The organism is Micromonospora sonneratiae (assembly GCF_042679305.1).
In the GTDB taxonomy this organism is placed as follows: Bacteria; Actinomycetota; Actinomycetes; order Mycobacteriales; family Micromonosporaceae; genus Micromonospora_H; species Micromonospora_H sonneratiae.
In genome coordinates this window covers 62,851-80,852 of the sequence record NZ_JBHTMP010000009.1, presented here as the reverse complement: position 1 = coordinate 80,852, position 18,002 = coordinate 62,851, and the positions used below count along the sequence as shown (strand labels likewise).

Below are 18,002 nucleotides of genomic sequence, written 5' to 3'. Positions count from 1 at the left end.
TGGCAGCGCTCGATCGAGGGGGCCGGACCGTGCCGCGCCTACGTCTTGGTCAACCGTGTCCGAGGCAGGGCAGCCTGCCCCGTCAGTGCGCCCAGCTCGACAGGATGACGAAAAGTGTGCCCGGGGGCGACTACGCCTCGGGCCGGTCCGCCCAGATGCCCCGTACGTGGCGCAGGTGGCGGCGCATCAGGTCGGTGACCGCCCTGCGCTCACCGGCCGTCAGCAGCTCGACCAACTGCACGTGCTCCTCGGCGGAAGCGACCAGTTGACCACTCTTGACCAGGGCGTCCAGGCCGTACAACCTGGTCCGGTTGCGCAGGTCGGCGACCGTGTCGACCAGTCGTGCGTTACCGGCCGAGCCGAGCAGGCTGAGGTGGAAGGCGGTGTCCGCCTCGATGTAGGTGACGATGTCACCCCGGCTGGCGGCGGCCACGATCGTGTTCGCCAGCGAACGCAGTTGCTTGAGCTGCTCGGCGGAGAGCTTTCCGACCTGCTTGGCGACCACCGGGATCTCCAGCAGTTCCCGGATCTCGGTGATCTCGTCCAGGTCGCGGTCGGACAGCGAGCTGATCCGGAACCCCTTGTTCTTGGCGATGGTGACCAGACCCTCCTTGGCCAGGTCGAGAATCGCCTCCCGGACCGGTGTCGGGGAGACCCCGAACTGGCTGGCCAGGGTGGGGGCGGAGTAGATGGTCCCGGGGCGCAGCTGCCCGGCGACGATCGCCGCCCGTAACGCCTGGGCCACCTCTTCCCGGAGACTCTGCCGGCCCTGAAGTGTCGCCAACCCCAGGTTCTCCCCGGTGGTGCCCATGGCAGCACCTGCTCGCCATTCGGCCGTCACGACCACACCACCGTTACCTTTTCGTGCGCTTTGGCGAGCACACGATCAGCAGTCCCGCCTTGCAGTGGGACGGTCCCGGTCCGACCGGCAGATGCCGTGCCGGGTTCACGCTTCGAGGCCTCCCGCCCAGCAAGCTGGGTCTTCCGGATGGCTCCACGTGCTGCCACCGGGCCACTCCCGGCGGTGTCGTACTCGGCCGCCAGGGCGGCCAGGTTCGCGGCGGCGTTGCGGTCGCGGTCGATGTCCAGGCCGCACGCCTCGCAGTGATATTCACGCTCGGACAGGGCCAGCTTGGCTTTCACCGTGCCGCATCCCGAGCAGGTCTTGGAGGACGGGTACCAGCGGTCGGCCACCACGAGCCGGCCGCCGTTCCAGGAGGTTTTGTACGCCAGTTGGCGGCGGATCTCCGCGAGCCCGGCGTCGGCGATGTGCCGGGCCAGGCGTCGGTTGGCGAGCATGCCGGTGACGTTGAGGTCTTCGACCACGATCGTGCCGTGCTCGCGGGCCAGCCGGGTGGTGAGCTTGTGCAGCCCGTCGCGGCGCAGGTTCGCTACCCGGGCGTGCATGCGGCCGAGCCGGTTCGCGGCACGCTGCCAACGGTTGGAGGGGCGGCGACCGGTGCGGCGGTCCGGGCCGGACTTCCGCGACAGGGCACGGCCGAGCTGACGCATCCGTTGCTGGGCAGCGACCAGGTGGCGCGGGTTGTCCACCAGTTCACCGGTCGACAGCACCGCAAGGTACTTGATGCCGACGTCCACACCGACCACCGAGTCTGTTCGGGCCGGTGTACGCTCAGCGCGCTCGACCTCGACGCAGAACGCGACGTGCCAGCGCCCGCCGTCGCGCCGCACAGTCGCGGACAAGATCCTCGCGGTGTCGTTGTCGAGGCGGCGGGCGAGCTTGCGGGCCGACTCGTGCAGCTTCAACCGGCCCAGCCGAGGCAACACGACGTGCATCCGGTCGGGCTCGACCCGGATGGCACCGGTCGTGAACCGCACCGACGGGATGGTGCGGCGGCGGGACTTGAACCGAGGGAAGCCGACCCGCCGCCCGGCCCGTTTGCCCGACCGTGAGTCCGACCAGTTCTTCAGCGCGCGGGCCAGCGCGTCCAGGCCGGTGTTGAACGCCTCCTTGGAACACTGCGCCCACCACGGCGCGACCACCGGCTTGGCGGCGTTCCACGCCTTACGTAGCGCGGGCAGCGACCACGACGCTGCCGGGGTGAGCCGGTCGTCCGGCACACCGTAGGTGCGTTCAGCCGCCCGCTGATCCATGACCGCCTTGACCCAGGCCAGTGCCCAATTGTGCGCCACCCGGGCCGCGCCGGCGTGCGCGAGCACGTCACGCTCCTGACCCGGGGTGAGGTCGAGGGCGAACCGGTACGCCTGGATCGTCTTCACACCGGGCCCTCTGTGGCAGCCTCAACCGCGCGGCGGGCACAGTTCACGGCGGCACGACACCCGTACAAGCGGGCACACAGCGATGTCAGGATCTCGGTCACGTCGTCCACCAGCAGGCGGCGGCCCTGCGCGGTCAGCGCAGCCTTGACACACTCGGCACCGAAACGAGCGAACCGGTCGCCCACCATGATGAGCCGGGCCAGCTGGTACCTGGGAACGGGCAGCGTCCCGGACTCGTAACGCCGCCGCACGGTTACGTACGAGACACCGGTTACGGCTGCCCATTCCTTCAAATTCACACCGTCACTCCAGCCACCTACGAACACTAGAGACAACCGACACGCCGACAGTTGATTACCCCGCGCTCACCCTATCGGAACCACTACCGGCCCGCCCCGCTGCGACCACGTTCCTCGACCCACACCTCAACCGGCTTCTCGACCCGTGACTCAGCCGAGCGCGACGGCCCGCAACTCGGCGAACGCCGTACCGAGACTCGCCACCGTGCCCCGGCCAGTAGTTCCGTGCGGGTCAGCTCCTCGGCTCGGACGGTCGCCCCGGGGCGCCAGGTTGGTGATGCCCAGCCAAAGATCCAGCAGCTCGCCCTGCTCGACCAGGCGCAGCGTGAACCCGCGCCGATACAGGGCGGGCCAGAAGCGGCTGCCAACTCGGCCCGGGTCGGGCGGGGCGGATAACCCGCCGGTGGCGGCGGCAGGGACCGTGGTGACATGGCACCGATCCTGCCGTACGCCGGTCGGGCCGTACGGCTTGTTTCCCGGCTCTGCCCGAGCCGGGCGGACGTCGGGTCGACCCCGACGTCCGCCCGGCCCCGGACCTGTCCGTGCCGTCAGTACTCGGTCTTCACCGTCACGCCGCTGAAGTTCTGCCCCCGGGCGTACAGGCTGATGAAGTTGTAACCGGCGGGCGGGTTGGTGATGGTCAGCGTCTCGCCGTTGCCGGTGTTGACCGACCGGTTGTCATAGGCCGAGGTGGTGGCCCAGTTGCTGCGGTTGTAGTAGAGGTCGGCCTCACCGGTTCCGCCGGAGGCGGTGATCTTCAGCGAGGTGACGCCGGCCGGGAGGTAGATGTACAGGTAGTAGTAGTTGCCGTTGGTCGCGGCAAGTCCGCTGCGCTGGCAGTTGCGGTCCAGCGTCCGTACGTCGCTGCCGGTGCACTCGGCGATCGGTACGCTGCCGCCGACGGTGACGCTCCTTGCGGTCGTACCGGTGGCACCCTTGTCGTCGGTGACGGTCAGGGTCACCGTGTACGTCCCGGCGCTGGCGTACGTCTTCGTGGGGTTCGTGGCCGTCGAACTGGTTCCGTCGCCGAAGTTCCAGGACCGCGCGACGACGCTGCCGTCGCTGTCGGTGGACTGGTCGGCGAACGAGGCCGTCAGGTTGCTGGTCGTGAAGCTGAAGCCGGCCACCGGTGCCTGGTTGGTGGGCGGGTTGGTGCCGCCACCGCAGTTGCCGGCCGAGCAGGCGGTGAGCCAGGCGTCCCAGTCACTGTCGTAGCGGGTCCCGATGGTGCTGGTCAGGAACGTCCGGGCGGCCGTCCAGTTGCCGGACCGGTAGTACCCGAGCAGCGTGGTCATGTCGCCGCGATGCGACTGCATCATGTAGCGCACCGCCAGGTAGCCCCACCGGTAGATCCGGGTGCTGTCGTGGCTGTACGTCGTGTCGAACAACGTACGCAGCGAGTAGGTGTGCCTGCCCGCCTCGGTGATCGCCGCGGTGTAGGTGAGGTTGCGGTACGAGTAGGACACGTATTCGGCGAAGCCCTCGATCCACCAGATGGTGGGCGTGGAGATGTTGGCGGTGAAGTCCCCGTACATGTCGAAACGGCCGTCGAGGTAGTGGGTGTACTCGTGGTTCAGGTTCCAGATCTCGAACGTCGGGCGCAGCCACTCCGCCTCGTAGGCGATGAACCGGGGCTGGTTGCCGACCGCCGCCGGGTTGCCTTCGAGGTACATGCCGCCGTTGTTGGTGTCGATGCCGAACATCGGCCCGCCGTACGTCCCGTAGTCGGTGCTGGAGTCGAAGACCACGACCTCGAGCGTGGTGTTGTTGTCGTTGGCGACCGGGCCGTTGTCGGCCACCAGTGAATGGAAGTACGCGTCCTGGTTGCGCATGCTGTCGCAGGCCCAGCTCAGCTCCGCCGAGGTCATCTGCTGCGCCCGGATCCGGATGCTGGCGCTACAGGTGTAGGTGATCGGCAGGACCACGGCGGCCAGCCGCTCCTGGAGGTTGCAGGTGTCGTAGTAGGCGCAGTTGGCCTGGTCGTAGTAGTCGGTCATCTCGGCCACGCCCACCCACAGCGGGGCGGTCGGTCCGGTGATCGAGCTCAGGTTGAGCAGCCCCCGGGCGAGGGGACGAACCTTCGTACGCAGTTCGGTGTGCTGGAGGAACCGGCCCAGTTCCCGGCCCGCGTTGGAGACCAGGTAGCTCTGGTCGGTGCCGAGCAGCGACCGGTTGGCGGAGGCGAAGTTGTACAGCGTGTCGGTGACGCTCGGGTCGGACCTGACGAGCGTGACGAACGCCGGCACCTGGTGACCACGGAACAACACGATGTAGACGTTGTTGACCGCGCTGAGCATCCACCAGGAACTGTTGTACGAGCTGTTGTAGCCGGTCAGGAGCCGCTTGACCACGTACAGGTAGCGGGCGTTCTCCTCGGCGCTGTCGATGAGGGTGACCGCCTCGGCCAGGGTCTCCCCGTTGGCATCGGTGACGTCGTTGGAGCGGCTGTTGGCGAAGAAGGTGTCCAGCCCGGACCGGATGGCGGTCTGCAGGGTGGTCCCGTACGAGCCGACCGTGTCGGGGTAGTACCAGTGCACGTAGTACCCGGCACGCAGGTAGAGCACGAGTTGGGCGGTGCCGGTGCTGTTGTTGCCGGGGTAGCTGCCGGCGTTGTCCCGTAGTCCGTACGCGACGCTGGCCATCTGCGCCTCACGGAAGGCGTTGTACGCGTCGGTGCCGGTCAGGCTGAACAGGGTGTTGACGCAGTCGGTGGTGGACGCCTTGATCTGCTGCACGAGGGCGTTACCCGTACGGCTGGTGAAGTCGCTGACGTTGCAGGCGGCGGCTGCCGTGGTCCGCCCGGTGGCCGACGGGCGGGCAGCCCGCTGGGCGGGGGTGGCTGGATCGTCGTAGTCGCGGCGGAGCTGCTCCCTGCTCGACGAGGTCGGTGCCCGGTCCGGCACGGCCAGCGGCTTCTGCTGCGTGTGGCGGGCGGTGTCCTCGGTGCCCGTCGGGGGTGCCCCGGCGGGTCGGGCCGCATCCGTTCCTGCGGATGGCCGTGCCGGATCCGGCGGTGCCGCCGTACCTGGTTGAGCGGTCAGGGTGAGGCCCAGCGCCGCGGTGAGCGCGACGACCGAGAGTCTGGCCAGCCGGCTGGTGAGTCTGGTCTTCATCTGTCGCCTCCGGACAGGTCGTTGGTGTGGTGTCCGGACAGGTCGGTGCTGCCGTGACGAGGTTGCGGGTGGCCTGAACTGGACATGCTGCGATGTGACATCGGCGCTCCTGGAAGTGGGGGTGGGGCGCGGGTCGGGCAGTCGATTGACGGGCTCCGATCGCCAGTGCCATGTACCATGGCACACATCACATAGCGTGTAAAGAAAAGTTCACCATCGATTCATACCGTGGTGGTCGAGCTGCGATAAGTGACGGTTCTCGATCCCGTGCTCCGCGTCCAGGTAACGAGGAAGGCCCAGGGGCAGAGCTCCCGGGCCTTCGAGTCGCCTGATCGTCAACCGTCAGGATTCGACCACCGGAAGGTCGTTCACACCGGCCGACTTCAGTGAACGGCTCACCTTGCGGTCCTCGAGCCAGAGGAAACACCGGACGCCCCGCTCGCCCGCTTCCCACTGCTGCTCATCGGGACCATAGGTGATCGTGCCGAACCGGTATTCCAGATCGCCGTCGTTCGGCACGTTCGCAAAGCGGGCGAGCACGTCCGCGCAGCCCCTGTCCATGGCATCCCCGGCGAGGTCCCCGTACCGGCCATCCGGAGCCGTCCAGACGCCGCCGAACTCGCTGGTGTGCGGCGCGGTGCAACTCGCCGGGACCATCTCCTGTATCTGGCCGAGCTTCGACTCCGGGTTGAAACAGGTGAGGCGCAACGGTGTCGAGCGGCCCAGGGCGCCCTTCAGGGTGCCGGTACGGCCGTTCGGATCCGGAAAGTCGATTGCCAGCATCTCGGTCAGGTCGCAACGAAACCACCGTTGGCCCGCTGCCCAGCCGTCCTTCGACGGCATCAGAAGCCGCATGATCAGCCGTGCTTCCCGCCAGTCGCCGCCGACGAACGCGCGTACCGCAGAATCACACGCCTGGTAGGCCCTCAGCTGCGCCGGGCTTCCGTTGGCCGGCGTGCTGCCGAGGGTCGCGTCCTTTCCTTCGAAGGTCCCGACATGCACGGTCTCCGTCTCATGGGGACCGAAGCAGTCCATCGGCTCGTAGGGCTCGGCCTTCTGCGGCATCGTGCGGTGGCAGACGCCGGCAGTCGGGGCGAACGACGCCTCCGCCCTGGGTGACTCCTGCTGACAGCCGGCCAGCAGAGCGGCCGTAACCAGGAAAGTCGTCGTCGAGACAGCCGTCAAGCGCCGCATGTGCCCTCCAAGATCAGGCCGTCAGCATACGGATGAGTCGATCGAGGCGAGCACCGGGGAGCGCAGCCGAGCGGAACCGCGAGGACCCGACCCGGTGTTAGCGTGACGTTGCCTTCCGCATCCCTCACCCCGGGGAGGAGAGCATGACCGCAGTCGTGACCCCCACCCAGTGGCAAGCCGTACGCGCCGCGCTGAACCGTGCGGGGGAGGGATTCGCCGAGCTGATCTGTGCCGTGCCGGATCCGACGAGGAGGGTGACCGCCCACTGGTCGGTGGCCGACACCGCTGCGCACATCGCCTCGATCACCCGGCTCTACACCGCGATCGTGCGGTTCGAGGAGTCCACGCTTCCGGTGCCCGACCTGGCCGAGCAGCTTCGGCAGGCCACTGTGGACACCATTGCCGACGTCAACGACCTGGTCCTGCGCCACCTGACCGAGCGCGACCCCGGCCGGCTGGCTGAGCAGATCCGTACGGAGATCGCTGACATCCTGGCCACCAGCGCCGACCTCGACCCGTCCGTGCCGGTGCCCTGGCTCGGTGACTCGCGGGTGCCGATCGCCGGGGTGTTCGCCCACCTGACCAACGAACTGCTGATCCACGGGTACGACATCGCCACCGCCACCGGGGCGGACTGGTCGATTCCGGCGGCGGACAGCGCGCTGTTCTGGGAGGTGTTCCTCGTCAAGATGACCCAGCACAGCTACGGACGGTTGCTGGACACGGACGAACCCCCGAGCAGCCGCCGGATCGCAGTCGAGTTCCGCTCCGACCACACCACCCCGGTGACGCTCGTGTTGCGGGACGGTCTGGTGTCGGTCGAGGAACCCGGCGACGACCCCGACGTACGACTCCTTTTCGACCCGGTGGTGCTCAACCTGATGCTGTTCGGCAGGGTCAGCCGGCTGCGGGCCGTGCTGACCCGGAAGGTGGTGATCCGGGGACGTCGGCCCTGGCTGCTGCTGCCCTTCCTGCGGGTGATGCGCCTACCCAGCTGACCGCTGGCCGGGCTGGCTGGCTTGGACTATTCCCAGTCCCAGCGGAGGCCGAAGACCCCGGGGGCGACACCGGTGCGTACCAGGTGGGGGCTGTGGTACGGACCGAGGTTCACCTCCTCGCACTCGTGGTCGGCGGCGTTGTCGTTCCGTCTGGCGAACCGCCAGCAGCGGACGGGCAGTGCGCTCGGGTCGAACCGGATCCGGATCGCCACCTGGTGGGTGGGGAAGCGGAACGCCCGGCTGTATTCGTGGCAGGGCACGCCGCTGCCATCCGTGACGTGGTAGCGCAGGATCTGCGTGTCGCCGGTCCGGACGACCCGGTCGAAGAGCAGTTCGGCGACCACCAGCCCGGCGAACGGGTCGCGACGTACCCGGCCGACGCGGCAGTTGTCCAGGGCGGTGACGGCGATGGTGTCGACGTCACAGCCGGGGTCGCCCCAGTAGATCGCGACGTGCCGGTCGGTGTCGGCATGGGCGGCCAGCACCTGGAGGTGTTCGTGCCCGGTCCCGTCCCGACCCGGCCCCACCGTGATCGCGTCGTAGCTGCTGACCAGGTGGAGTCGGCCGTCCGGCGCGTCGAGGTCGGCCAACAGCGTATGGAGCGCGTCGGCCTCCTTCATGACATCGGCATAGCGTCGAGCGCCCTGTGGGAGCCCGGCGACGGGACCACGCGGTCTCGGTGGTCCGAGCAGGACGGTCAGCGAGTTCGGCGGTACGCCGAGGATCTGCTCGAGCGCGACGATCGCATACAGCGACTCGCGGCGCTCCGGCCGTCGCTGCCCGGACTGCCAGTAGCTGAGCGTGCCCAGGCTCACGTGGAAGCCGAGTTGGTCGAGCCGGTGCTGGAGGCGGTGCAGGGCGAGCCCCCGCGCCTGGATCGCGGCCCGTAGTGCGGCGTGGAAGGGGCCGGTCCGCAGCACCGTGGCCAGTTCACGATCCATGGCAGTTTGTCTCCCGTGAATGTTCACAAATGATTGCCGATCAGTGAACAGAAGGGCAATACCCGCCGCCACCGCCATCGGTCGTCGTCGGGGGCACCGTTCACCGCCCCGGGACGTCGTTCACCGAGTGACGGTCGGCCGTTCGTCGGCCGTTGTGCCACCGGTCCGGCGCTTGCATCGTCTATGCGTCCGTCCTTCCTCCACCCCCGAACGAGGAGTACGCCATGGACCGGTTCCCCCTGGCACGAAGATCACGACGTCCGGCAGCGCGCTGGGCCGCAGCCTGGCTGACCGTGGCGGTGGTGGCCGCGCTCACGCCGGGTGGTGCGGCCGTCGCCGGCCCGGCACCGGACGACGGCCAACTGCGGCAGGCGGTAGCCACCAGCCTGGTCGTCCAGCACGGTGCGCGGGCCAGCGCCGCCTACGGCCAGCGGGCGTCCGTCCCGGTGGAGACGATGGTGGAACCCAAGCGGTACGCCGCCGGGCGGAACTGGGTCTTCGGCGGTGGCGTGATCCGCGTACCGTCACACGTCGAGGCGGCCCCGGTGGCCGTGCTGTTCCTGGCGAAACGGGTCGGTGGTGCCTGGCGGGTGGCCCTGGAGGGCACCCCGGAGTTCGCCGACGCCGCCCGGGAGGCTCCCGTCCTCAGTACGGCCGAGCGGCAGCTCTTCAGCCGGCTGACCGGCAACGCCACCAGCAACCCCACCAGTAGGGCCTCCACCGACACGGTCACCAGTGCCGCCACCGGCCTGGCCCTGCCCTGGCAGTCCGGCCAGGGATGGGCGCACTGGGGAGTGCACGGTGACTCCGGTGAGTCGTACCCGTACAACTCGATCGACTTCTACGGCGGTGACGGCAACGTACGCGCATCCCGGGGCGGCTACCTCTACCGCTTCTGTACGAACGCGCGCTGGCCGTACATCAAGGTGGTGCACGACAACGGGTACAGCACGGGGTACTACCACATCAGCGGCCAGACGACGAAGGGCGACGGGGCGGCGGTCGCCACCGGCGAGTACCTCGGTCGGATCGACGTGCAACTGCCCTGCGGCGGCCGGGCCAACGGTGACCACGTGCACTGGACCCTGTGGCAGGGCAACACGGCGGTCAGCGTGGTCGGCAAGACCATCGGCGGCTGGACCTGGTACGCCGGCAGCGCCGCCTACCAGGGCTACGCGGAGCGCAACGGGCAGCGTGTCTACCGTAACTACTGCTGCCCGATCGTCAACTACGGCTCGGGCGGCACCACGTATCCGACCGGTGTGGTGGAGACCGGCACCCTCGACTACGTCAACGTCCGCTCCGGGCCGGGGCTGGACAGCCCGATCACCGGCTCGGCGTACGACGGTGACGTGGTCGAGATCGTCTGCACCGCCCTCGGCGACTACGTCACCGGGCCCTGGGACAACCGGACGAACCTGTGGAACCGGATGCCGGGCGGCGGCTACATCAGCGACGCCTACGTCGACACCGGCACCAACGATCCGGTGGCGCCCACCTGTTGACCCAGGTCGGCAACCCTGGTGGTCGGGATTTCGTACGCCATGGGCTGTCCGCCGGTCCGCTCGCGTGACGACCGGCGGGCAGCACCGTGTCCGGCCCCTCAGCGGTGCTTCCTGGTGGTGATCCGGACCTGGTCGGCGGTGACCGTGATGGTGCCGGTCCACTCGCCCTCGTCCTTCTGGAACCTGACGACCGTCGCGCCGTTGGCCGTCTCGTCGCTGACGATGTCGATGAAGCCGGTCGGCAGGTACTGCCGGTAGAAGGCCAGCACCGTCTGCGGGTCGGGTGCGACGAGCGTGAACGAGGCACCGTCGACCGGATCCGAGACGTTGGCCAACTTCGTACCGGGCGGGAACCGGAAGTTGAACGGCAGGTTGGTCACGCCCAACTCCCGGCCGGTCATCGCCACGGCGGCCGGCGGCTGACCGGTGACCTCCTGCTCCGGCTCGTCGAGCCCGAAGGTGACGGTGGAATCGGACGACGTGGTTATCACCTGCACCACCCAGCCGTATCCCCGGAAGTACAGTGTCGATCCGGTGTCGGTGACCATGGTGTACCCCTGCGCGGGTGCCTCGGTGCGGTAGTGGGCCAGCACCCGATCCGGTGCCGGCCGGTCCAGGATCACGGTCGCGGAGGTGTCGTCGCCGAAGGCCGTATCGACCTTGCTGCCGGCCGGGAAGGTCAGTCGCGGGGCGACACCGGTGACGGTCCGGCCGTCGACCTCGACCCGTTGGCCGGACCCGGCGGGGGAGGATCCGGCGGGGGAGGGGCCGGCCCCGCTGTCGGAACCCGAGGCGGCGGGGCTCGTGGCTGCCGGCCCGGGCACGGGAACCGTCGAGTTTCCGCAGCCGGGCACCATCGACAGGAGCGCCGTCGCGGCGAGGGACACCACCAGGACGCGTCGAGGGGGCCGGCCGGACGCGGTGCAGCTCGATCTCATGGGGAAACCCTCCGGGGTCGACGTGGAGTCCTGGCAGGATCCTGACCGGTACCGGCAGTGTCCTGCACGTCGGAAGAACTGCTGTCGACAGAGTGCCCGACAGGCGACCCGGACACCGGGTTCGGCATGCTGATCCCCATGGCCACAGTCACCGCCGTACCGTCGGCCGGCCGCCGGGTCGTCCGGAGGACCCCGCTGACCCGGGGTACGGATGCGCCGCAGCGTCTGACGGTGACGCTGCTGGCGATCCTGACCGGGGTCCGGATCGTCCAACTTGCCGCCTGGCCGATCGCGGTCACCACGGGCGGCCCGGCTGGACTGCGGTCGGTCGCGTTGGCCTGGGCGACGTACGCCGTACCGGCCGTGGTGGTCGTGGTGGTGCTCGTCCTGGCCTGGGCCCGGCGTGGCCTGACCCCGACGCTGGCCGGGTTGGATGCGGGGGTGGCGGTGCTGGCGCTGCTGGTCGGAGGTTGGGTGACCACCCCCGCCGCCGGTACGGGTTTCAGCCACCCGACGCTCCCGGTCGGGATCGGCGCGGCCCTCGGCATCGCGCTGGCCTGGCCCCTGTCACGGGCGCTGGTCGGGCAGCTCGTCCTCTGCGTCGCCTACCTCGGCGGCGTCCACGCCACCCTGGCACTCGGGCCGATCGTCCTCTCCAGCGTGCTGGGCAACCTGGCCATGCTGGTCGGAGTGCCGGTGGTCGGCGCGGTCGTCGCCCGCACCCTGCTGGACGCCTCGGTCAGGTCGGCCACCGCCGAGCAGGCACTCGCCGAGGCACGGACCCGGGTGCAGGCGGACGTGGTCCGGGAGGCGGAACGGTCCCGGCAGTACCGGATCCTGCACGACACGGTGCTGTCGACGTTGAGCGCGCTGTCCCGGGGAAGCCTGGACACCGAGGATCCGCTGGTACGGCAGCGGCTGGCGGCCGACGCGGACTATCTACGCGGTCTGATCGCCACCACCGGGTCCACCGCCGGGATGCGTCTCGTCGGGGCACTCGCCGCGATCGGCCGGGAGCCGGCAACGACGGGGTTGCGGGTGCACACCCACATCGCGGACGTACCGGACGACCTGCCTTCGACGGTGACCGAGGCGGCGGCGGACGCGGTGCGGGAGGCGCTCAACAACGTGGCCAGGCACAGTGGGACCCGATCGGCCTGGGTCACCGTCACCGGCCCGTCGCCGGTCGCGGTGGCCGGTGAGGCGCCGACGCGTCTCCAGGTCACGGTCGCCGACCGGGGTACGGGATTCGACGTCGGCGCCGTACGGCAGGGAATCGGGCTACGTGAGTCGATCACTGCCCGGGTCACCGAGAGCGGCGGGACGGTGCTGATCGACAGCGAGCCGGGGCAGGGAACCACGGTGGAGATGAGGTGGCCGGCATGAGTGTGATCCGGATCGGTGCCATCGACGACGACCGGATGCTGTTGGGCGGGCTGCGTTCCTGGTTGGCACCGATCGCCGACGTCGAGCTGGTGCTGGTCACGACCACGGTGGCCGGCTATCTCGCCGAGGTCGACCGGGAGGCGGTGCCCCAGGTGGTGCTGCTCGACCTCAACCTGCGGGACAACTCCGTGCCCGCGGAGAACGTGACCCGGGTGCTGGCCACCGGTGCGCAGGTACTGGTGGTCTCCACCATCCCGGATGCCGACGGGGTGCTGGCGACCATCGAGGCGGGTGCCTCGGGATACGTCACCAAGGATCAGGACCTGGAGGTTCTGGTGCAGGCGATCCGGGACGTGGTCGCGGGGGAGTTGGTGGTCAGTCCGGAGTTGGCGTTCGTGCTGAGTCGGGACTCCCGGCCCAACCGGCCGCAGTTGTCCCCGCAGGAGCGGGTGATCCTCACCGCGTACGCGTCGGGGGCCACCCTGGCTGCGGCGGCCCGGCGGGCGGGGGTGGCGTACGGCACCGCCCGGGAGTACCTGGAGCGGGTCAAACGCAAGTACGCCGAGGCCGGGCGGCCCACCCACACCAAACTCGACCTGGCCGACCGGGTACGCGAGGACCGGCTCGAACTACGCGGTCTCGGCGGTGCAGCCGAGTAGCCCTGTGCTTGAGCTTTCCGCAGGATCGGCCTTGAGTGTCTGACCGGCGGGTAGCGCCTTCAGCCTGTTGCCTTCAGCCTGCTGTCGGTCCGTGCCCGGGTAGGTCGACAGCGGTCCAACCGTCACCAAGCGGATACCACGCTCATTCCCTGCCGGTGCGTACCTCCGAGGTCAGGAGGCGACGTAGATCTCCACGCCGAGTGCATTGCTCCCGAGGGCCTCAGCCCGGCATCTGTGTGGCAGCGAACAGCCTGCCTTCGCGGGGTGCGCCGCTGGGCGGCAGCCATCACGTCACGGTGGAGGTTGTCGCCATCGCTGCCGTGCGCGTCCGCGGGTATCACCGATCACCAAGCGGTGATGGGTGTCCATCCGCCGATGCGTAGCGGTCGCGGAAGGGGTAGGTTGGATGCCATGGCTCCCCTCGCACTCGCTCGCCCCCTGTGGGCGGCGGTGCGACGGTCGATGCAGGTGCTGACCGGCCTGGCGATGGCGACACTGCTGCTGGCGCTGGGTGTCTCCGGTGGAGCAGCCGAGGCGGGCCGCAGTTCGGCTCTGTCCATGATGCCGCCGGCATCGGCGGTGGCGGCCGTCGAGGTCGTCGACGTCGTGCTCGTCTCGCATGCCGGTGCGGCCCTGGACCATTCCGACCTGGACCTCGCCGACGATCAACTGCACGGAGGCGACCGCTTCCCGGCAGTTTCCGTAGCTTCGGCGGATACGGCAGGTCAGCGCCCCACGACGTCGACCTGGGAGCCCGACCAGGGGATCTTCACCCGGTCGATCGGGCAACGCGCGCCACCCCGCGAATGATCTCTGGCCGGGCGTGAACGCCGGCCGGCCTCAGGCTCCCCCCTCCATTCCCTGAACCGTGCGCGCCCCCGGCCATGGCAGCCGGCCGTCGGCGCGCCGGACCTGGTCGGGCCAGCGTGGACATGCGGCACGACCGATCCCAGTCACATCGTTCCCCTGTGAGGTCGTGATGTTGGAAACTGCCATGTACAACTTCCTGCTGGGCGTGCCGAGGGCCGCGCTGATCTGGCTGGCCCTGATGTTCCTGGCGGTGCTGGCGATAGCCGGGCTGGTCGCCCGGCCGAGCTGGAACCTTTCCGTCGGTCGGCTGCGCCGCCGGGACGCCGCGCTGCGTCGTCAGCGGCTGACCGTACAGGCACAGGAGGCCGACCGTTACGCGGAGGAGGTCGCGGTGGCGGCCGAACGTGCCGAGGCCAGGGCTCGGCGCTGCCGGGAGGACTGGCTGGCGGCGCAGAACGAGGCCGAGGCAGCCTGGCAGGCGTACGAGAAGTTGGCTGCCCTGACCCCGAGGATGGCTGCGGCAGCGGCGATGCCGGTGCCCCGCACCCCCCACACCCCGGCGGAGTACGCCGCACGCGAGCGGTACCTGCACCGGGCGGCGACGGCCGCCTACTGGCGTGGGGAACTGTCGGTGCTGGAGTTGGGTGACGTGTTGGCCCACCGGCACGGGTGGGACCCACGGCGGCATCCGGTCGAGCAGGAGGTCGTCCTGCATCGGGCGGCCCGTGCCGGACTGCGGGCCAGGTACCAGCGGGCGACGGAGCGGGAGCAGGCCGCCTGGCGGGCCGCCGAGATGGCCACCCTGGCGGCCGGCAGTCTGCGTGCCGAGGCGACCGTGGCGGCCGGGCAGGTCCGTCAACTGAGGCATCAGTTGGCTGGCGTCGGCTGGCGACCGGTTCCGGTACCGGCCCCGCCCCGGCAGTCCGAGGCACCCACCCAGTTGCTGCCCGTCCGCGTCGCCTGACCGGGTGCCCGGTCAGGCCGGGTCACCGGGGGTAGTTGACAGTGTCGTACGCCGCTTCGGCGATCCGTTCCGGTTGACGGGGGGACAGCCGTTTCCCGGTGACGGCGAGGTGGTGCTGGATCTGTCCATGGCGGAACTGGTAGACAGCGCCGGATTGGCGCAGCACGCCGCGATGGTAGGCGTCATTGAGGAAGGTGATCGTACGCCAGGGCAGTCGCCCGGTCAGGGGAAGCCAGAACCGCGCGAGGATCAGCCAGCGACCCCACGCGTTCCCGAGGAGGCCGCCGAGGATGCCGCCCAGGAGGCCGCCCAACAGACCGACGGTCAGCCCGCCCAGGTAGCCGATGGTGAGGGCGAACACCAGACCGAACAGCAGCAACTGCACGATCGTGTTGCGTCGGTCGGAGGCCAGCAGTCGCATCGGGTTGACCATCGTCCGTACGTCGATCGGCGCGGTGAACTCGCCGAAGCCGAAGACGAGCACGATCGCCAGCCCGACCGCGATCCCGACGAGCAGACCGGCCGACAGCCCCGCCTCCCGGCCGAAGGCCAGCGCGAACAGCAGACCGAGTACGAAGCGCACCACGATGCCGACGGCGAGCCCGACCGCCAGCCAGAGTACGAGGCCACGGAGCACCTCCCGTAGTCGTCCGCGCAGGCGGAGCTGGGTCCGTGACGGCTCGGCCTGCTCACCGGCGAGCCCGAGGGCGAGGCCCACCGCCAGGCCGACGGAGAGCCCGACGGCCAGCCCGAGGAGCAGTCCGTGGGTCAGGCCACCGAGGACACCGACCGCCAGTCCGTGGGCCAGCCCGAACAGGACGCCACGGAGCACGTTGCGTTCGGAGCTGCGTACCCGGACCTGGGCCGGGGACGGGTCCGGGCCGTCCAGCACGAGACCGTAGGCCAGGCCGAAGACGACCAGGAATATTGGTGCCGCGACCAGACCGTAGGTGCGGCTGATCATGATGCCGCCCGCGATTCCGAAGCCGGTCGCGGTGACCAGTCCGTAGCCGAGGCCGTGCAGCGCATTGCGGGTCCGGCTGCGTTCCGGCGTTCCGGTAGGGGTCGGTCCGGGGCCGTCGACGGCCAGGCCGAAGGCGAGTCCGCCGACCAGCCCGAAGGCGAGCGCGAAAGCGGTACCGGCGACGATGCCGGCGATGATGGCGAAGATCGCCCCACCGAGGAGCCCGTACGCCAGCAGCCGGGACCGCCGGGCGATGGTGCCGCCCAACTGCCACCAGGCAAGGTCACGGGTGCCGAGCAGGTCGAGGTGGGTGGCGAGGTGGGCCAACCAGCGTTGGACCTGGTCGGGTTCCCAGTGCCGGTAGCGGTGACCGGCGGAGCGCTGGGCACCACCCGGATGCTGGTAGACGGCTGGCACGAAGGCGACGAACAGGTGCTTCCGGAGCGACTCCGGGGTTGGGAAGCGGACGCTGTCGAGCAGGGTGACCGGGTCGTGTCCAGGCGTGTCGCTGTAGATCGTGCGGGCCAGCGCGACCATCAGCGGGGTGGCCAGGGCCGAGCTGAGCGTGGCGGCGTGTGGATCGCCGGGGTGTGCCGCCAGCCAGCGGAAGACCGGATCCCACGCTGTGGTGTGCGTGGTGTCGCCGACCGTCCTGCGGGTGGTCCGGGGCAGATAGTCGGCCAGGTCCGCGACGGTGAGTTCGTCGAGCGTGACCGCGGCGGCCGACCGGAGCACGCCGCTGGCGGCAACCGCGGACTCGTACTCCTCGGGTCGACTGGTCAGCAGCAGCGGTGTGGTGGTCGCGTTGAGCGCGGTGAGGGCCCGGTGGTGCAGACCATCGGCGATCTCGTCGAATCCGTCCAGGACCGGCAGGATCCGGTTCGCTGCCACGAGCGCGGCGGCCAGGCTGGGGGCCCGGTTGCCCGGCAGTCCGGGCGCGGCGGCCGGTGCGGCCAGTCCGGGATGGTCCCGGATGAGTTGGTGAGTGAGCCAGGCCTCGAACGTCATGCTGGTCGGATCCCAGGAGCCGAGCGTGAAGACCACCGGTACGGGGTCGGTTGGTTGGCGGCTGGCCAACATGTCGAGTACGAATCGCAGGGTCAGGATGGTCTTGCCGGAACCGGCCGGACCGAGGATGACCAGACGACGTGCGGCAATACCGTGGAATACGGTCAGGATCCGGTCCAGACGATTCGCCAGTGGCAGGGGACCGGGATCGGTGCCGGGCGGCGCACGGCGAATGTTGGCCCAGTGGTCCATCAGTTTCTCGTCGGCAACCTGCCAGCGGATCGCCAGCGGAAAGGGGTCATGTATTCGTCGCTGGTCTTCCTCACGATGCCACAGCACCCCGACCGCGTCAGCCAACTGTTCGGCTGCCTCGGTCAGGGCCAGCCCTCGTCCCGGGGTGCGCGGACCCTCACCCGCCCCGGCCTTGCGCGCCTCAATTATCGTCACGGCGACCAGTAGCGTCCCGACGGCCAGCCAGATCCACGGCTTCCATGCCGGGGGCAGTTCGATGTCCCCGGTGGCGAGGTTTCCCACCAGCCCCAGCAGGGAGGCCGGTACCCCGACGATGGTCACGAGTGAAGGTCGGCGGCGCACCGTACCTCCTTGTCCCTGGCTGCTTTTCGTGCAGGTTGCCCGAGGCGGCTATTCTCGGTGGGAGAATTGTTACCAGTGGGTATTGATCGATGTGTGTTCTGGTTGCCACGGCAGGCGAATTTCGACTGCTGGGTCGTGTGTCGACAATTCGCGAAAAAATTCGAGCATGGCGGTACGGGCGATGTCAATGGACTGCTGCTGTCGGGGTGAGCGTACGAATGGCTCGATTGCATCGACGCTTGAGCTGTTCTTTGTTCCGGCTTGGTATCATGCGGCAATTAGTGTTGAGCGTGCAATTCAGTTGCATTGCTACGTGAAGAGCTCCATGTCCTGGAAATTCGGATAAGGCTATCTTTCCGGAAGGAGAGGGTAGATCCTCAATTACCAT

13 protein-coding genes and 1 pseudogene are annotated in these 18,002 nt (G+C 69.3%); 6 read left to right on the top strand and 8 right to left on the bottom strand.

Translation table 11 applies throughout. The features are described from left to right. Positions 1-130 precede the first annotated feature (130 nt). From ACFQ4H_RS08225 to ACFQ4H_RS08205, 5 genes and pseudogenes are all read right to left on the bottom strand, one after another. Positions 131-811, bottom strand: a complete 681-nt coding sequence (locus ACFQ4H_RS08225) for a GntR family transcriptional regulator (protein ID WP_377568829.1) — start codon at positions 809-811, stop codon at positions 131-133. Between the two features lie 26 nt (positions 812-837). Then, entirely contained in the window at positions 838-2,241 is a 1,404-nt protein-coding gene (tnpB, locus tag ACFQ4H_RS08220) for an IS607 family element RNA-guided endonuclease TnpB (RefSeq protein WP_377568826.1), read from the bottom strand. Further along, a pseudogene (locus tag ACFQ4H_RS08215) lies at positions 2,238-2,420 on the bottom strand (IS607 family transposase); the annotation flags it as partial. The pseudogene ACFQ4H_RS08215 and the gene tnpB, both read right to left, overlap by 4 nt. Positions 2,421-3,088: 668 nt before the next feature. Next, positions 3,089-5,653 (bottom strand): collagenase, encoded by a 2,565-nt coding sequence (locus ACFQ4H_RS08210; protein ID WP_377568824.1) that lies wholly within the window; start codon positions 5,651-5,653, stop codon positions 3,089-3,091. 342 nt (positions 5,654-5,995) lie between these two features. After that, a complete protein-coding gene (locus ACFQ4H_RS08205) occupies positions 5,996-6,847 on the bottom strand; it encodes a septum formation family protein (RefSeq protein WP_377568821.1) in 852 nt (283 codons plus the stop codon). 143 nt (positions 6,848-6,990) lie between these two features. On the opposite strand from ACFQ4H_RS08205, the gene ACFQ4H_RS08200 reads away from it, so the two are divergent. Beyond that, positions 6,991-7,845 (top strand): maleylpyruvate isomerase N-terminal domain-containing protein, encoded by an 855-nt coding sequence (locus tag ACFQ4H_RS08200; RefSeq protein WP_377568818.1) that lies wholly within the window; start codon positions 6,991-6,993, stop codon positions 7,843-7,845. Positions 7,846-7,871: 26 nt separating this feature from the next. Here ACFQ4H_RS08200 and ACFQ4H_RS08195 read toward each other — a convergent pair whose 3' ends face one another. Continuing rightward, on the bottom strand, positions 7,872-8,786 hold the full coding sequence (locus ACFQ4H_RS08195) for a helix-turn-helix domain-containing protein (protein WP_377568816.1): 915 nt from the start codon (positions 8,784-8,786) through the stop codon (positions 7,872-7,874). A gap of 224 nt (positions 8,787-9,010) precedes the next feature. Here ACFQ4H_RS08195 and ACFQ4H_RS08190 point away from each other — a divergent pair, with 224 nt between their 5' ends. Next, on the top strand, positions 9,011-10,291 hold the full coding sequence (locus ACFQ4H_RS08190) for a peptidoglycan DD-metalloendopeptidase family protein (RefSeq protein WP_377568814.1): 1,281 nt from the start codon (positions 9,011-9,013) through the stop codon (positions 10,289-10,291). Positions 10,292-10,389: 98 nt separating this feature from the next. Here ACFQ4H_RS08190 and ACFQ4H_RS08185 read toward each other — a convergent pair whose 3' ends face one another. Then, complete coding sequence (locus tag ACFQ4H_RS08185; RefSeq protein ID WP_377568812.1) at positions 10,390-11,229, bottom strand: hypothetical protein; 840 nt, start codon at positions 11,227-11,229, stop codon at positions 10,390-10,392. A 138-nt stretch (positions 11,230-11,367) separates the two neighbouring features. Here ACFQ4H_RS08185 and ACFQ4H_RS08180 point away from each other — a divergent pair, with 138 nt between their 5' ends. From ACFQ4H_RS08180 to ACFQ4H_RS08165, 4 genes are all read left to right on the top strand, one after another. After that, complete coding sequence (locus tag ACFQ4H_RS08180) at positions 11,368-12,615, top strand: sensor histidine kinase (RefSeq protein ID WP_377568809.1); 1,248 nt, start codon at positions 11,368-11,370, stop codon at positions 12,613-12,615. Beyond that, entirely contained in the window at positions 12,612-13,274 is a 663-nt protein-coding gene (locus tag ACFQ4H_RS08175; RefSeq protein WP_377568807.1) for a response regulator, read from the top strand. Before ACFQ4H_RS08180 ends, ACFQ4H_RS08175 begins: the two co-directional genes overlap by 4 nt. Positions 13,275-13,685: 411 nt before the next feature. Next, complete coding sequence (locus tag ACFQ4H_RS08170; RefSeq protein ID WP_377568805.1) at positions 13,686-14,084, top strand: hypothetical protein; 399 nt, start codon at positions 13,686-13,688, stop codon at positions 14,082-14,084. A 169-nt stretch (positions 14,085-14,253) separates the two neighbouring features. After that, positions 14,254-15,048 (top strand): hypothetical protein, encoded by a 795-nt coding sequence (locus ACFQ4H_RS08165; protein WP_377569017.1) that lies wholly within the window; start codon positions 14,254-14,256, stop codon positions 15,046-15,048. A gap of 22 nt (positions 15,049-15,070) precedes the next feature. Here the strand turns inward: ACFQ4H_RS08165 and ACFQ4H_RS08160 are convergent, their stop codons facing one another. Continuing rightward, positions 15,071-17,614, bottom strand: a complete 2,544-nt coding sequence (locus ACFQ4H_RS08160) for an NACHT domain-containing protein (protein WP_377568802.1) — start codon at positions 17,612-17,614, stop codon at positions 15,071-15,073. Positions 17,615-18,002: the final 388 nt, after the last annotated feature.

Coding starts and splice junctions, on each gene's coding strand:
- ACFQ4H_RS08210 (WP_377568824.1), bottom strand. CDS start 5,653: ATGAAGACCAGACTCACCAGCCGGCTGGCCAGACTCTCGGTCGTCGCG.
- ACFQ4H_RS08225 (WP_377568829.1), bottom strand. CDS start 811: ATGGGCACCACCGGGGAGAACCTGGGGTTGGCGACACTTCAGGGCCGG.
- ACFQ4H_RS08185 (WP_377568812.1), bottom strand. CDS start 11,229: ATGAGATCGAGCTGCACCGCGTCCGGCCGGCCCCCTCGACGCGTCCTG.
- ACFQ4H_RS08180 (WP_377568809.1), top strand. CDS start 11,368: ATGGCCACAGTCACCGCCGTACCGTCGGCCGGCCGCCGGGTCGTCCGG.
- ACFQ4H_RS08195 (WP_377568816.1), bottom strand. CDS start 8,786: ATGGATCGTGAACTGGCCACGGTGCTGCGGACCGGCCCCTTCCACGCC.
- ACFQ4H_RS08175 (WP_377568807.1), top strand. CDS start 12,612: ATGAGTGTGATCCGGATCGGTGCCATCGACGACGACCGGATGCTGTTG.
- ACFQ4H_RS08190 (WP_377568814.1), top strand. CDS start 9,011: ATGGACCGGTTCCCCCTGGCACGAAGATCACGACGTCCGGCAGCGCGC.
- ACFQ4H_RS08165 (WP_377569017.1), top strand. CDS start 14,254: ATGTTGGAAACTGCCATGTACAACTTCCTGCTGGGCGTGCCGAGGGCC.
- ACFQ4H_RS08200 (WP_377568818.1), top strand. CDS start 6,991: ATGACCGCAGTCGTGACCCCCACCCAGTGGCAAGCCGTACGCGCCGCG.
- ACFQ4H_RS08170 (WP_377568805.1), top strand. CDS start 13,686: ATGGCTCCCCTCGCACTCGCTCGCCCCCTGTGGGCGGCGGTGCGACGG.
- ACFQ4H_RS08205 (WP_377568821.1), bottom strand. CDS start 6,847: ATGCGGCGCTTGACGGCTGTCTCGACGACGACTTTCCTGGTTACGGCC.